Below are 14699 nucleotides of genomic sequence, written 5' to 3'. Positions count from 1 at the left end.
TTAAATATAAACTTTGATAAGTGTTTAGTATTTAAGCTATCCTTTATTCGATAGTGCTGATTTAGTATTTGATTAATATGCAATTAAAAGTTTCTCATAAAGTTATTATAGGTTTTGTTGTTGTTTTACTCTTGTTATTTGTAGCAAGTATAAGTTCAATAAATATCTTGTCTGGAATTAAAACCGCGACATCTCAGGTCGATAAATTTGCTATCCCAGTTCAAAATTACAGTAGTAAAGTACAAATCCACTTGTTAAAGCAAGCGAAGTTATCTTCTCTGATCCCATACGTTACTGATGCTGATAGATTAGCCGAATTAAAAAAGCAGTTTACTGTGGTCGGTAACGAGCTTAATCAAGAAGTCTTAAAAATAGACAAGTTATTAGCTAAGCATGAAAGTGCTAGTTTTCTGAAAGACTTTAAGACGTATTATTTACCTTATTCAAATACTGTTAAAGTCATGTTTTCTGATAAAGAATCGATACTTTCTCAACAAGTTGAAATCACTCAACAAAAAGATATTTTAGTTGAAACGCTTAGAAGTGTAGAGGATCAATTAGTTGAATTATCGTATCTTGAAGACCCTGAACAAGAAAACTTACTTGAACAACTTTCTTCAGTTTCAGTTCAAGTTGAAGGTTATTTAATTAGTTTAAGTGAATCTATTGAAACTATTCCTAGTATCAATACCATGGAAAATGCACTTAGTGTTGAAGAGTCCGTTGTTATTGGTTTTGATAACACAAAACCATTGTTAGACTACTTAAAACGCTTAAGTAAAGGTCATGTCAGTTTTGAAATTGTTGACAAAGTTGCCGTTGATTTTGACACCTTAACGCCGTTAATTTCAGGCGAGCAAAGTTTATCACAAATGAAAATAGGGCAGTTAACTCAAGTGGATGTGCTTGAACAACAATCCATTTTGTCTGAAAGCCAAGTGAATAGCTCTATTGTTGCCATCGACAAATTATTAGTTGCTTTTAATAATGAAGTAAATCATTTACAGAATAATGTTCTTAAAGATGTCGACAAAGGCCAGACTTCAACTTGGATACTTTTATTAATTATTAGTATTGTAAGTACGATTATTTCTATTGTTACAGTGCGATCGATGAGTCTACCATTAGTGCGCATTAATAAAGCCTTAGCACACATTGCAAAAGGAGATCTTTCACGCCAGCTTAAAGTTGAATCTGAAGATGAATACGGGATTCTATCTAAAAATGTAAACTTAGTCGTGGAAGACTTACGTTCTTTGGTGGGCGAAATTAGTAGTAATTGTCATTTACTCAGTAACGCGGCTATTTCATCGACGAATGAAGTTGCTGAAATTGTTAGCTCTATTGAGCAACAACAAAATACCGTTGCACAAGTAACCGATATCACCACACAGTTAAATGTCAGTGCCGATAATGTGTTACAACAAGCGAAGTCTGCGGAAGAGCAGATGACGGCTGCTCTTAATCAAAGTGATGATTTAAAGGCGATAGCAAATAATACCAATAAACAAATTTCAGGTTTATCTAACGGTTTAGACACAACCAGTAATCTAATCAATGAATTACAGCAAGAGTCTACCAACATTGGTGGGATCTTAGAAACCATACAAAGTATTGCCGATCAAACTAATTTGCTCGCACTCAATGCTGCAATTGAAGCGGCACGTGCGGGTGAAAGTGGCAGAGGCTTTGCTGTCGTGGCCGATGAAGTGAGAATGCTCGCTAGTCGTACTCAGGAGTCGACAGCTGAAATTAACCTGATGATCACCTCTTTACAAAGTAAAACGCAAAGGGCGGTATTAGAAGTGAATGAAGGAAAAGCTGAAGCCGAAAACTGTCAAGAACATACGGCTAAATTACTAGAAACATTAAATTTAATTACACAAGCTATTGAACAAATGTACTCTATGAGTTTGGATATTGCACAATCTGCTCAACATCAAAATACCTTAAGTGGCGATATCAACCTTAGTATTAATGATGTTGTGCAATTAAGTCAGTACAGTAATGATAAATCTCTTTCTACGTTATCTCACAGTAAAGAAGTCGCGAGTTTAGCGCAGAAGTTAGATAAATCTGTGGATGAATTTAACTTATAAAACTTCACATAGGAAAAGTTATAAGTGTATATCCCGAAACATTTTCAAGAGTCTAATGAAGCTACTTTAATCGAACTGATCGGACAATTTCCCTTTGCCAGTTTAATCTCTAAAGTAGACTCAGGAATTGAAGTTAACCACCTACCTTTTTATCTAGAGAAAAAAGAGGGAAAAAAGGTACTTTTTGCGCATATTGCTAAAGCGAATTCACTTTGGAAAATGAAGCAAGAGAGTGAAGATGTATTAGTTGTTTTTAATGGGCCTAATGGTTATATCTCTCCTAATTATTATCCTTCTAAGCAAGAGCATGGCCGAGCGGTTCCTACGTGGAATTATATTGCAGTGCATGTCAAAGGGACTCTTAAATTTAGACATGAGAATGAAACTAAATTAGCCATTGTTAATCATCTAACAAACCTACATGAAGTGCATCAACCTAAACCTTGGTCGGTAAGTGATGCGCCAAGCCACTATATTGAGAAAATGTTATCAGGCATTGTAGGCATTGAGGTTGAAATAAATGATATGGTTGGAAAATGGAAAGTCAGTCAAAATCAATCTTTGGAAAATCAACAAGGTGTTGTTAATGGTTTAACCGCTGAAGGCGCCACTCAACTTTTATCAACTATGATAACGGATCAATAAATAGAGAACTACCAACCCTTATTTATGAAGAATGGGGATTTTTAATGTTTCTGCTTTTAGTAGCTTTTCTGCTTTTTCAGGAGGCACTTGATAAAATTCATTGACATATTTTTTGGCACGTAAATATTCTCTCACTTGCTTTTTTATTTGGCAGGGATTTTCACAATAAAGTTGAAAGACTACTTTATATTCACCAGGCGTCGTTTTTGACAAAGTCTTGGCATATTCTTCCGGCGATTGTGGCGTACATCCTATTCGTATCACATCAGAAAACAACGAATGTTTCATAACGTATACATTACCTTTAGATATTGTGTCTATAACTTCATTCATAATGCGCATATTATTCAAATCTAATGATTTGATTCCTTATGCAAGCTTTATTAAACAGTATATTATTTATTTTATATGAATCACAGCTTTGCCATGAAATTCTAAATATAGAGTCAAATAAATTTGAAACGTCTTTGGGTACCTAAAGTGGATTGTTACTTATTAATTTCTGAACTTAGCGTGGATTTTTAAATAAAAAAGCCACGTGATGTACGTGGCTAAAAAGTCTTTGTAAGGGGAGTTACAAAAAAACTAAAACTTTCTCAATTAAGAGTTGCTATAACGCTTAACGAATTGACTGATACGTAAACCGTTACAAACCATTTCATTAACATCATATTTTGTTTTACCAACAACAGAGTCTAGACCATTTTTAACTGCTTGAGCACAAATCATAGACTCAATCGAGTTATTGGCAGGTTTAATAAAAACTGATTTTTCGATAGCTTTTACCGGTTGTGCTTTAAATGAGTTAGAAAAATCACGAATGTTTTGACCGTTACATGTGATGTTATAAGCATGAACATTATTCATTTTTTCTGCTTGCTTAATCGCTGCTCTATAACCATTTGTTGCAGCTAAAACACAGATTTTACTTTCTGCTGTGTTGTCTAATGAAACGAATTTCACATTTGAACTTGAAGCACTTGCAGATGAAGTGAATAAAACTAACGATAAAACAGCTAATAAATTTTTCATATAAACCTCTAAATCACGTAGATAATTAATTGGCTTAAGTGCCAATCACTTAAGATAGAGTAATTATACTAATTTAATTTTACTTGTAAAGGATTTTTTGTAATTAAATTACATTTGTGTTTTTAAATTACATTTTTTGTGTGGTTTTATTGATATTTAGTTGGTTTTAAGGTTTGTTTTTATTAATTTTTATGATTACATAAACAAGTTTTGTAATTAAATTACATTTTTATTGTGGTGCTGGAAAGTGTCTCCCTTTTAAGTCGGTCGATGCAATCTGTTATTAAGCCCTCTATTTTGTCAATCAGTTGAATCTCGAAATTGAAAGCTTTTCTTGTGGTGAAAATTTATACATAAAAAGCCAATATAGACTATAGCTTGGCGTTTTATTCCTGTATAATGCGCGACTTCAAAAATACCGGTAATTAAAAGCGTAGCTAAATGCTGATATCTGTTAACGTTTACCGGTATTTTATTGATACGACGTTTTACCTTTACTGCTAATACACCATTTTTAAAAGTGTCATTAGCCAAGCCAATATTCAATTCAGGAACGCACTTTTGATCTCTACCTCTAACATTACAATGCAGTTTGGCGCTGAGCCTTTGTTTGAAAATATTTCCGCTAAATTCGGTAATGGTAATCGCTACGGTTTAATAGGCGCTAATGGTTGTGGCAAATCAACCTTTATGAAAATACTCAGTGGTGATTTAGTACCAAGCTCAGGTAATGTTTCAGTTAGTACAGGTAACAAAGTCAGTACCTTAGGACAAGATCAATTTGCTTTTGAAGAATTTTCTGTTATCGATACGGTAATCATGGGCGATATGGCTTTATGGAAGGTTAAGCAAGAACGAGATGCGATTTATGCGCAAACTGAAATGTCTGAAGCAGATGGCATGCGTGCTGGCGAATTAGAAAGTGAATTTGCTGAAATGGATGGTTACACAGCTGAAAGTCGTGCCGGTGAAATATTACTTGATGCCGGTATTGAAGAGTCATTTCATTATGGCTCTATGCAGCAAGTTGCCCCAGGTTGGAAGTTGCGTGTACTTCTGGCGCAAGCGTTATTTGCAAACCCTGATATTTTATTACTCGATGAGCCAACCAACAACTTAGATATTCATACTATCAGCTGGTTAGAAGCAGAATTAAATAAGCGTAAATGCACGATGATCATCATTTCGCATGATAGGCACTTTTTAAATGCCGTCTGTACTCATATGGCTGATATAGACTACGGTGAGTTACGAATTTACCCTGGAAACTATGAATTTTATCTAGCGCAATCTTCCTTATTAAGAGAGCAATTGTTATCAGGTAATGAGAAAAAAGAAGCTGAAATTGCCGAATTACAAGACTTTGTCAATCGTTTCGGAGCAAACGCTTCTAAAGCGAAACAAGCAAGTTCTCGTGCTAAAAAAATGGATAAAATTAAGTTAGACGAAGTGAAGTCATCAAGTCGAATTACTCCTAAAATTGCATTTGCTCCGGGTAAAAAAATGCATCGTCAGGCATTAGAATTAGAAAACTTGGGTCATGGGTTTGATGGAGAAGCGCTTTTTAGCAAGGGTGACTTATTATTAGAAGCGGGTGCTAAGTTAGCTATTATTGGTGAAAATGGCGTAGGAAAAACCACGTTTTTGCGTTGTTTAGTAAGCGAGTTAACACAAAACGAAGGTGTTATTAAATGGTCTGAAAATGCCTCAGTGGGTTATTGTCCTCAAGACAGTAGTGCTTTTTTTGATAACGATTTAACCTTGATGGAGTGGATGTCTCAATGGCGTAGACCTTGTCATAATGATTTAAGTGTTCGTGGCATGTTAGGCCGAATGCTGTTTACCGATGATGATGCTAATAAAAAGGCACGTAATTGTTCAGGAGGTGAAAAAAATCGCCTGTTATTTGGTATGTTAATGATGGCCGATGTAAATGTATTGATCATGGATGAGCCGACTAACCATATGGATATTGAAGCCATTGACGCGTTAAATAATGCCTTAAAAGATTTTGAAGGTACGTTAATTTTTGTCAGCCATGACCGAAAATTTGTTTCAAGTTTAGCAACTAGAATCATTGATATTAAAGATAAGCAAGTTGTTAATTTTCAAGGTACGTTAGACGAATACCTAGACAGTCAAGTGCAAGCGCAACATGTTGCCTAACAATCATTAAAAATTTAAAGAGTAACTTATGATAAACAATGATCTTCTTCGTCGAATCAGTAAAATATTTTCCTTAACTGACCAACAAATTATCTCGATATTTTTGCTTGGTCAAAGTCATGTAACTACAGAGCAATTAGCCCATTTTTATCAAGAAAAAGATCATGCTGATTATCGAGAAATTTCAGACATAGATTTTGCCCGGTTTTTAAATGGTTTAATTATTGACAAACGTGGCGCGAAAGATGGCCCACAGCCGGCTCCACAAAATGAGTTAACCAATAATATTATTTTTAACAAGGTAAAAATCGCTTTAGCATTAAAAGCTGATGAGGTGATTGAAATTTTGTCTTTAGCTGGTTTAACCTTAGGTAAATATGAATTAAGTGCTTTCTTTAGAAACGTCAATCATAAACATTACAAGATGTGCTCTGATGAGGTGTTATCGACCTTTTTAAAAGGGCTACAAATTAAGTTTCATGGATAACACTATGCCGTTTTCAACACTGGGGTTATCTGACGCATTATTAAAAACCGTTGCTGAATTAGGATATACCAAGCCCACACCGATTCAACAACAAGCAATCCCAGTTGTTTTATCTGGAAAAGATTTAATTGCTGCAGCACAAACAGGTACAGGTAAAACCGCTAGTTTTGTACTTCCTTTGCTTGAAAAATTTAATCATGATAAAACCTTGCGTGGTAAACGTATTCGCGCACTTGTCCTTACACCCACCCGTGAATTGGCCATACAAGTTGAAGCGAGTATTGCCCAATATACTAAGTACCTAGAAGTTAGTTCTTTGGCAGTTTACGGAGGAACAGATATTGAGCCACAGAAGCAACGCTTAATTTGGGGCGTAGATATTCTCGTTGCTACTCCGGGTAGACTTTTAGATTTAGCTCATCAACGGCTTTTACATTTTGACGAATTAGAGGTGTTAGTATTAGACGAAGCCGACAGAATGTTGGATATGGGGTTTATTGATGACATTAATAAAATTATAGAACGTTTACCAAGTTCTCGACAAAATTTACTGTTTTCAGCAACGATGTCTGAAGATGTTCGTGCATTGGCAAAGCGCGCCATTGACCAGCAAGCACGTGAAATTTCTATTGCTTTAGACAGTGCTTCTCAGCCGAAAATTGATCAATGGTTAGTAACGACAGATAAAAGCAATAAATCAGCATTACTCAGTTTTTTGATTCAGAAATTCAATTGGCAACAAGCGCTAATTTTTATTGAAACAAAACATGGGGCTGCAAAACTGGTAAGCCAATTAGAAAAACGCGGTATTAAAGCACAATGTATTCACAGTGGTCGTACGCAAGAAATAAGAGAGCGTATTTTAAATGATTTTAAATCCGGTAAAATTGACTTTTTAGTGTCGACGGGGATCGCCGCACGAGGTATTGATATAGGCGATTTAGCACGGGTAATAAATTATGATTTACCAGCAAAAGTTGAAGATTATATTCATCGCATAGGCAGAACGGGACGGGCAGGTGAAAGCGGTGAAGCTATTTCTTTGGTCTCTAAGGATAACTTTCGTGAGTTATGTGCTATTGAAAGCCGATTGGGTCGTATTATTTCACGTAAAGCTTTTGACGAATTTCCCGTGAAAAAAACAGTACCTGTTTCCATCTTAAATTTTAAACCTAAGAATCGTCAGTAATATATTTGTTAAGGTTTTAAGTGCCGTTAACTATTCATATTTTTAAACACTAGGCAAGCGATTTACAACACCCTTGTGCGTATATTTGCCGTGTTTTTTAAGGTACTTATCTCTCATTATTTTAAGTAACTTTTAAGCAGTATAATGACTTGTTCGACTTCTTCTTTACGTCTTTTGGCTGTTAAATTTTTAGAGCCTAAATGCTCACACAAATGAGCTTCCAACAACTTTTTCATTAATCCGTTTACAGCGCCTTTTAAAGCCATTATTTGTTGTAATACCGCCATACTATTCGAATGATTATTAAGGTGTTTTGTCATGAAATCAATTGATCTTTTACCCACCTGACTCGATTTATGAGTTTCTTTTGATCTTTATGTGTATGAAATATGTAATTTTTTACTTTTTAAATATACTCAGCGGGGGTATGTTATTAAGCTTAAGTCATCTTCAATATTCATGTTTCAATAGTTAAGGAAATAAAGTGAGTGATTCAACAATACAATGGCAACATTCTCATGATTTTGGTGTAGATAACGCCAAAAACACACATAAAGTAAAAATTGTATTTTGGTTAACTACACTGATAATGACCCTTGAAATTGCTGCTGGCACGTGGTCAGGCTCTATGGCATTACTTGCCGATGGTTGGCATATGGGGACTCATTCAGCCGCATTTCTGATCACATTATTTGCCTATCATTATGCCAAGAAGCATATGAACAATAAGTCATTTAGTTTTGGCACAGGAAAAGTGAATTATCTTGGGGGATTCGCGAGTGCTGTTGCGTTAGGCATAGTTGCACTTATGATGATCATTGAATCAATTCAGCGACTTGTTGAACCACAGAATATTCAGTTTAGTGAAGCAATTATCGTGGCGTTCATTGGTCTTTTGGTTAATTTAGTGTCAGCTTTGATTTTAAAAGATCACCATCACCATCATGATCATTCACACCATCACCATGATCAAAACATGAAAGCCGCTTATCTCCACGTCTTAGCCGACACATTGACTTCTGTTCTTGCTATTGTCGCGCTATTAATCGGTAAATATATTGGAATAGTGTGGATAGACCCATTAATGGGAATCGTTGGGGCGATGGTTATATTTCACTGGTCTTTTGGTTTAATAAAAGAATCAAGCGCGATACTTTTAGATAAGTCTGTAGAAACTTCAACCTTAGAGAAAGTTTCTATAGCTATGAATGAGAAAAATACTGTTATACATGATATTCATGTCTGGAAGATAGCCAGTTCTCACCAATCAGCTATGTTATCCTTATCATCAAATAAACCGCTAAAAATAGCCGAATATAAAGCCATTGTTAAAGAAATTTTACCGCAAGTTTCGCATATTTCAATTGAATTAAATAAATTGAAGATTTAATGATAGCCATTTATAAACAAGGCTAATGACTATTATTTTTATGTAAAATTTAAGCGCTTGTTTTAACTTTACTCTTTTAGCATGGATTCTTTTTTTGCAACAGCATCGCTTTTTAAATAAGGTAATGCTAACGTTATTGATAATTTAGCGAATTATATTCGTGATACTGGCGTAAGTTGAAAAATAGTGAATATACCTGATATACCGAATAATCATGCTTTAGCAATGTTGTTAGTTACCGTTGTAGCTTTATATTTTTTCCGTCGCGATGATATTCCACTTGAAACTTCGTCTTTGGCCGTTTTGGTCATCTTATGTTTATTGTTTACTATTTTTCCTTTCGAAATTAACGGAACTCATTTAGAAGCCTCATCTTTATTTTTTGGTTTTGGTCACGAAGCCTTGATCACGGTTTGTGGTTTAATGATTATTGGTCATGCGTTAGTGAGAACAGGGGCTTTAGTCCCTGTCGGACGTTATTTAGCTAAATTATGGAAAATAAGCCCAGGATTATCATTACTGATCACCTTAATTGTTGCCGGCTTTTTAAGTGCTTTCGTTAATAACACTCCAATAGTGGTTTTGTTTTTACCGATACTTACGAATGTAGCTTTAAGAACTCGAACCGATACTTCGGGAATGTTGTTACCAATGGGCTTAGCAACACTCGTCGGTGGCATGACAACCACAATTGGTACTTCTACCAATTTATTAGTGGTTAGTGTGGCCAGTGATATGGGGTTGCCTCGTATCAGTATGTTTGCCTTCGCTACTCCTGCGTTAATTGCTGCGAGCATTGCTATTGCTTATTTATGGTTGATAGCGCCTAAGTTATTGCCAAAACGTACGCCGTCATTACCAGATACCTCACCACGTATTTTTAGCGCTTATTTAAATATCAATGAAGAAAGCATCGCTAATGGAACTACCGTAGCAGAAGTTTTAAAAATGACCGACGGACAAATGAATATTCAAGCGGTTCAGCGGAGCCCTGAATATCAAAATATTGTACCTTTTCCGGATACTAAGTTAAAAGTAGGCGATCGTTTACTAGTTAAAGATTATCCGGATCAATTAAAAGAATTCGAATCGGCAACCCATACCACGCTTTTTTCTGGTAGTCATAAAGTAGATGAAAATCATCCTTTGAATGCAGAAAAACAAACTTTGGCCGAAATCGTTGTCGTACAACAGTCAGGTTTAGTCGGGCGAACCTTAAAAGAAGTTCAGTTTGCCAAACGTTATGGCATATCGGTTATTGCTTTGCATCGAGGTGGCAATGCCATGGAAATAGGGCGAAGAAGTATTGGACATGTACCGATTCAAACGGGCGATGTGTTATTAGTGCAGGGTGAATCTGAACAAATTGATGAATTAAAAGAAAATCAAGGCTTTTTAATTATTGATGGCGCAGCTGAGTTGCCTTATTCACAAAAAGCCCCGTTGGCATTAGCGGTGTTATTTTTTGTTATTGCGGTTGCTGCTTTTGGCTTATTACCTATTGCCATCAGTGCAATGTGCGGGACATTATTTTTATTAATCACTAAATGTCTTGACTGGCGAGATTTGTCGGTGGCGCTCAGTAGCCAAGTGGTCTTAATTGTTGTTGCTTCTTTAGCTTTGGGTTCAGCAATGATGCAAACCGGTGGTGCCGATTATATTGCGCAAATGTTTGTCGCCTTGGCGTACGATTTGCCGCCGGCGGGGGTTTTGTCGGCATTAATGTTAATGCTAGCGGTATTAACCAATGTTGTCTCAAATAATGCTGCGGCGGTTATTGGTACCCCTATTGCTATTTCAGTTGCTACTCAATTAGGCTTGCCGGTAGAGCCGTTTATTTTAGCCGTACTATTTGGCGCAAATTTAAGTTACGCTACGCCAATGGCTTATAAAACTAATATCTTAGTGATGAATGCTGGTGGTTATCAGTTTTCTGATTTTATTCGGGTTGGTGTCCCACTCATTTTATTAATGTGGGTTACGCTGTCATTTTTATTAAGTTGGATTTATTTATAACTGAAAGTGTCACTTAACAGTGTCTGGTTAAACGTGACCAGACAGAGCGCTAATAGTCTATATTCAATGACCGACCAATACTAAAGCGGGATAATACATTAATGGTCGATTAGTTTTTCAAATGCTACTTGCGCTTGTTTAGGGTGTGTTAAATCAACAGTTTCAATCATTTCACACTCATCACGGATCATTTCATTAATACTGCTGGGATATAAGCGACAATCTTCTGGGCGATCTTCATAAATCCCACAACTATATTTTACTGGCTCATTAGCTTTTTGATTGGGAAGTTTTTCTAAAAACGGGCATTGGCTTAATTGTTGTTGAGTGTCAGGATCGAACCAAAGTTTATATTCTCGGACATATTGATATATATTTGGTCGAAATATTGCCCACATATCAATTTCTTCAACGGTTGCTTCTATGCCGCCATCACCATATTTGATACAACATTTTCCACATTGATTACAGGCTTTCAATGACTCTACCCAATTCATTATTTGTATCACTATACCATAAAAAACAGGTGAATTTAGCTCGCTTGCAAAGCTTAAATTTCTGCTCGTTTAACACAACAAGGCGGTAAAATATGGGAGGTTGGCTTGTACTTATCTTTATTCCCCAGTATTCTACGCAGCCTTTTTATTGAGTAGTGGTGGGATAAAAGTCATGATAGGTTTTGATTATGGTACGTCAAATTGTGCTGTAGGTGTTATGAATAATGATCAGCCAACAATTTTATCACTAGGTGACCATGGCCGCTTTACTCCTTCTACTTTATATTCACCAAGTCGCGACATTATTAGTCATTGGCTCTATCAACGTTTACCAGAAAGTGCACAAGCTGATTTCAAAGCGAGAAGGGGATTATCTTTACAACGTAGTCAAAACATTATTCGAGAGCTTAAACTTGATGGTATTTCACCTGAACTGTCTTTTGGGCAAACGGCACTCGATAATTACCTAAATGACCCAGAAGAAGGCTATTACATCAAATCGCCTAAGTCATTTTTAGGGGCAAGTGGTTTAGTTGAAGCACAAATTCACTTATTTGAAGATATTGTTGCCGCCATGATGATGAACATTAAAACACATGCTGAACAGGCCTTACAAAAAGACATCACGAAAGCTGTGATCGGCAGACCGATTAATTTCCAAGGGCTAAAAGGTGAAGAAAGTAATCGGCAAGCCATTAACGTGTTAACCAATGCAGCAAAGCAAATCGGTTTTAAAGACGTTGAATTTCAGTTTGAACCTGTCGCCGCAGGTTTTGAATATGAAGCCTCACTTAGCCAAGAAACGAAAGTATTAGTTGTAGATATTGGTGGTGGGACAACCGATTGCTCAATGTTATTAATGGGACCTGAGTTTCGAGAAAGTACCGATAGAAGCGCACATTTATTATCACATAGTGGTGTACGCATTGGCGGGAATGATTTTGACATTCAATTAGCGTTAAAAGGGATCATGCCTAGCCTTGGTATGAATAGTTACTTAAAAACGGGGAAACCTATGCCGGTGAATAGTTACAATCAAGCGGTGGCTATTAATAATGTCAATCTACAAACCGAGTTTTATAGTCAAGCAAACCGTCGTTTTTTAGAGCAATTAAAACGCGATGCTGCAGAGCCCGATATATTTGAACGATTATTAAAAGTACATGATCAAAAGTTGAGTTATTGTTTAGTGAATGGTGCAGAGCAAGCAAAAATAGCTTTAACAGAGGCACATGAAGCAAACATAGCGTTAGATGAAATTGATCATCAATTAAGTGTTGAAGTTTCGCGAGGGTTAATGCTTGAGGCAAGCAACAGTCAACTTAGGCAAATTAGCCAAATGATGGACAGTGCGGTAAAACAAGCCGGTTGCCAACCAGATGTTATTTTTGTCACTGGCGGCACGGCAAAATCACCGGTGTTAAATGATTACTTAACAGCGCAAATGCCTGGTATTCCATTGGTGATTGGTGATCATTTCGGTAGTGTTACTGTAGGTTTGGCGCGTTGGGCGAAAAGAATTTTTACCTGATATTTAAGGATTTTAAGCTAACCCTCAGGATCACATTGAGTCAGGGCGTCGAAAGTCAGTGGTTTTTATGTCATGGTTTGCTGTTAGTAACTTGTATTTTGCTTAGCTTCAATATGTTTTTTACAGCGGATCACAATGGCAATTTTTTCATCATCTGACTTATCTATCCATGAAGTAATTTCTGACGACGTTCGATAGCAACCATTACAAACATTTGATGCGTCTAAGTGACATTGACCAATACACGGCGTGATGATTTGATTATTATTTCCGACAAACATACAAGTTTTACTCAATTAATAGCAACGGGTAAATAAACCACTTTTAATCCGGCAGCATGATAGCAGTTTATTCAGTAAAAGCGGTAATCATTCTCTTATTACTGCTACATTACGTTTTCGCCATGCTAATCTTGTACGTCTTTTATATCACCACGCATCACTGGATAACCTTGATTCATCCAGCCAAAAATGCCTTCATATAATACGGCGGTACGGGTGTAGCCTAAATTTTCTAATTTTTTGATGGTGTAGTCGGCTGCTGCTCGCGGACAAGAACAATAAGCGACTATTTGCACGTCTTTTGGTATGCCAGCAACGGTTTTGATGATATCCGTGTCTGCGTAATAAGGGAAGGGGATTGAGCCTTCAATATGGGCATTTTGCCAAACAGAGGTTACGCGTGTATCAATTAAGACCATTCTGTTCTTCGCTTCTAAGGCTGCAAATAACTCTTCAGATGAAACGTAGTTATCTTCTGTTAAATCAAAGTTTGGATCATCACCTTCAGGATTGAATACGTATTCTTCTGGTTTAGGTAAGGCTTTTAATATCGGTTTTTCATCTTTCCAACCAAGTGCTTTACTGCGTAAAAATGCAGTGATGTTATCAATGTCTTCGGCAGGTAATTTATCTTTAAAAGCCGGCATTGGCGTGCCTTGGCGACCGTTACGAATAGCATGACGAATAAATTCATCAGTATTGTGGGCTAATGCTGATTGATTACCTAACGCTGGCGCGGTAACTCCTTCACCATTAACACCGTGGCATGTTGTACAGTTTTCAAGGTAAGCTTTTTCACCTTTTTTGATATCGCCAGTCACGGGGTTGGTTGAAAACTTTAGACGTTCGACTCCTGCTTGTTCAAACAACCAATAGGTTAAATCCCAAGTTTCTGCTAATGTCATAGGTCCGCCTACTTCATCAAGGTAGCCACCCATGGCAGTACCATTTCTCCCGTAAGACATAGGTCTTAAAATTTGATGGGCAACGCCAGACTCCATTAAACTCTTACTGCGTAAAGAAGGGGCATGATCATTCACATGTCCTTGTCTATCTTCACCATGACACAAAGCGCAGTATTTTTGGTAATTATCTGCCGCAACTTTTGCTTGTTCTTCTGTTAATTTTCTTGGTGGAGGGAGTGTTTCACCATTATGTTGAAAAGCCATTAAAACGGGAGATGTAATGAGAGAAAAAGTGAAAAGCAATAAGCTGATTTTGTAGTTCATAATAAAAATTAATGATTTATAGTGATTACCATACTAGGTTACAAAGCTTTTCATGTCGAATCAATTAAGAACGGGGCTGTGACAAAATTAGTAACAATTGATGTAACTTTTCATTCGTTAAAATGCATTGATAAAAA

At 36.5% G+C, this 14699-nt stretch carries 15 protein-coding genes; 8 read left to right on the top strand and 7 right to left on the bottom strand.

Translation table 11 applies throughout. The features are described from left to right. The first annotated feature begins 77 nt into the window (after positions 1-77). Together RM573_RS14775 and RM573_RS14770 are read left to right on the top strand one after the other, a co-directional pair. Complete coding sequence (locus RM573_RS14775; RefSeq protein WP_311583751.1) at positions 78-2099, top strand: methyl-accepting chemotaxis protein; 2022 nt, start codon at positions 78-80, stop codon at positions 2097-2099. A gap of 24 nt (positions 2100-2123) precedes the next feature. Next, complete coding sequence (locus RM573_RS14770) at positions 2124-2744, top strand: FMN-binding negative transcriptional regulator (RefSeq protein WP_311583749.1); 621 nt, start codon at positions 2124-2126, stop codon at positions 2742-2744. Between the two features lie 18 nt (positions 2745-2762). Here RM573_RS14770 and RM573_RS14765 read toward each other — a convergent pair whose 3' ends face one another. The 3 genes from RM573_RS14765 to RM573_RS14755 form a co-directional block, all read right to left on the bottom strand. Continuing rightward, positions 2763-3032 carry a GIY-YIG nuclease family protein gene (locus RM573_RS14765; protein WP_311583747.1) on the bottom strand — a complete coding sequence of 90 codons (270 nt, stop codon included), beginning with the start codon at positions 3030-3032 and terminating at the stop codon, positions 2763-2765. Positions 3033-3344: 312 nt separating this feature from the next. After that, the gene (locus RM573_RS14760; RefSeq protein WP_311583745.1) at positions 3345-3776 is read right to left on the bottom strand and encodes a hypothetical protein; all 432 of its coding nucleotides are present in this window, start codon (positions 3774-3776) and stop codon (positions 3345-3347) included. Between the two features lie 300 nt (positions 3777-4076). Next, positions 4077-4322: a hypothetical protein gene (locus tag RM573_RS14755; protein ID WP_311583743.1), complete on the bottom strand. Its 246-nt coding sequence runs from the start codon at positions 4320-4322 to the stop codon at positions 4077-4079. A gap of 15 nt (positions 4323-4337) precedes the next feature. On the opposite strand from RM573_RS14755, the gene RM573_RS14750 reads away from it, so the two are divergent. From RM573_RS14750 to RM573_RS14740, 3 genes are read left to right on the top strand one after another with little or no spacing between them, the layout of a single operon-like run. After that, positions 4338-5942 carry an ABC-F family ATPase gene (locus RM573_RS14750; RefSeq protein ID WP_311583741.1) on the top strand — a complete coding sequence of 535 codons (1605 nt, stop codon included), beginning with the start codon at positions 4338-4340 and terminating at the stop codon, positions 5940-5942. A 28-nt stretch (positions 5943-5970) separates the two neighbouring features. Then, complete coding sequence (locus RM573_RS14745) at positions 5971-6429, top strand: YehS family protein (RefSeq protein WP_311583739.1); 459 nt, start codon at positions 5971-5973, stop codon at positions 6427-6429. A 4-nt stretch (positions 6430-6433) separates the two neighbouring features. After that, positions 6434-7618, top strand: coding sequence for a DEAD/DEAH box helicase (locus RM573_RS14740; protein WP_311583737.1), 1185 nt, complete (start codon positions 6434-6436; stop codon positions 7616-7618). Between the two features lie 116 nt (positions 7619-7734). On the opposite strand, the gene RM573_RS14735 is transcribed toward RM573_RS14740, so the two are convergent. Then, positions 7735-7905 carry a metal-sensing transcriptional repressor gene (locus tag RM573_RS14735; protein WP_311583735.1) on the bottom strand — a complete coding sequence of 57 codons (171 nt, stop codon included), beginning with the start codon at positions 7903-7905 and terminating at the stop codon, positions 7735-7737. 197 nt (positions 7906-8102) lie between these two features. Here RM573_RS14735 and dmeF point away from each other — a divergent pair, with 197 nt between their 5' ends. Both dmeF and RM573_RS14725 read left to right on the top strand, forming a co-directional pair. Further along, the gene (dmeF, locus tag RM573_RS14730; protein WP_311583734.1) at positions 8103-9008 is read left to right on the top strand and encodes a CDF family Co(II)/Ni(II) efflux transporter DmeF; all 906 of its coding nucleotides are present in this window, start codon (positions 8103-8105) and stop codon (positions 9006-9008) included. 186 nt (positions 9009-9194) lie between these two features. Next, positions 9195-11024 carry an SLC13 family permease gene (locus tag RM573_RS14725; protein WP_311583732.1) on the top strand — a complete coding sequence of 610 codons (1830 nt, stop codon included), beginning with the start codon at positions 9195-9197 and terminating at the stop codon, positions 11022-11024. A gap of 98 nt (positions 11025-11122) precedes the next feature. On the opposite strand, the gene RM573_RS14720 is transcribed toward RM573_RS14725, so the two are convergent. After that, entirely contained in the window at positions 11123-11503 is a 381-nt protein-coding gene (locus RM573_RS14720; protein WP_311583849.1) for a YkgJ family cysteine cluster protein, read from the bottom strand. A gap of 190 nt (positions 11504-11693) precedes the next feature. Between RM573_RS14720 and yegD the strand changes: the two genes are divergently transcribed. Continuing rightward, on the top strand, positions 11694-13052 hold the full coding sequence (yegD, locus tag RM573_RS14715) for a molecular chaperone (protein ID WP_311583730.1): 1359 nt from the start codon (positions 11694-11696) through the stop codon (positions 13050-13052). A gap of 83 nt (positions 13053-13135) precedes the next feature. Here the strand turns inward: yegD and RM573_RS14710 are convergent, their stop codons facing one another. Both RM573_RS14710 and RM573_RS14705 read right to left on the bottom strand, forming a co-directional pair. Then, positions 13136-13333 (bottom strand): DUF1289 domain-containing protein, encoded by a 198-nt coding sequence (locus RM573_RS14710; RefSeq protein ID WP_311583728.1) that lies wholly within the window; start codon positions 13331-13333, stop codon positions 13136-13138. 125 nt (positions 13334-13458) lie between these two features. Next, positions 13459-14562 (bottom strand): c-type cytochrome, encoded by a 1104-nt coding sequence (locus RM573_RS14705; protein WP_311583726.1) that lies wholly within the window; start codon positions 14560-14562, stop codon positions 13459-13461. Between the last annotated feature and the right edge of the window lie 137 nt (positions 14563-14699).

The organism is Thalassotalea castellviae, assembly GCF_031846185.1.
Taxonomy (GTDB): domain Bacteria; phylum Pseudomonadota; class Gammaproteobacteria; order Enterobacterales; family Alteromonadaceae; genus Thalassotalea_H; species Thalassotalea_H castellviae.
This window is presented reverse-complemented; position numbering and strand designations above follow the sequence as displayed.

Excerpts from the sequence above, each read along its gene's own strand:
- yegD (WP_311583730.1), top strand. The coding sequence starts at position 11,694 with ATGATAGGTTTTGATTATGGTACGTCAAATTGTGCTGTAGGTGTTATG.
- RM573_RS14710 (WP_311583728.1), bottom strand. The coding sequence starts at position 13,333 with ATGTTTGTCGGAAATAATAATCAAATCATCACGCCGTGTATTGGTCAA.
- RM573_RS14735 (WP_311583735.1), bottom strand. The coding sequence starts at position 7,905 with ATGGCGGTATTACAACAAATAATGGCTTTAAAAGGCGCTGTAAACGGA.
- RM573_RS14775 (WP_311583751.1), top strand. The coding sequence starts at position 78 with ATGCAATTAAAAGTTTCTCATAAAGTTATTATAGGTTTTGTTGTTGTT.
- RM573_RS14765 (WP_311583747.1), bottom strand. The coding sequence starts at position 3,032 with ATGAAACATTCGTTGTTTTCTGATGTGATACGAATAGGATGTACGCCA.
- RM573_RS14745 (WP_311583739.1), top strand. The coding sequence starts at position 5,971 with ATGATAAACAATGATCTTCTTCGTCGAATCAGTAAAATATTTTCCTTA.
- RM573_RS14760 (WP_311583745.1), bottom strand. The coding sequence starts at position 3,776 with ATGAAAAATTTATTAGCTGTTTTATCGTTAGTTTTATTCACTTCATCT.
- RM573_RS14705 (WP_311583726.1), bottom strand. The coding sequence starts at position 14,562 with ATGAACTACAAAATCAGCTTATTGCTTTTCACTTTTTCTCTCATTACA.
- RM573_RS14740 (WP_311583737.1), top strand. The coding sequence starts at position 6,434 with ATGCCGTTTTCAACACTGGGGTTATCTGACGCATTATTAAAAACCGTT.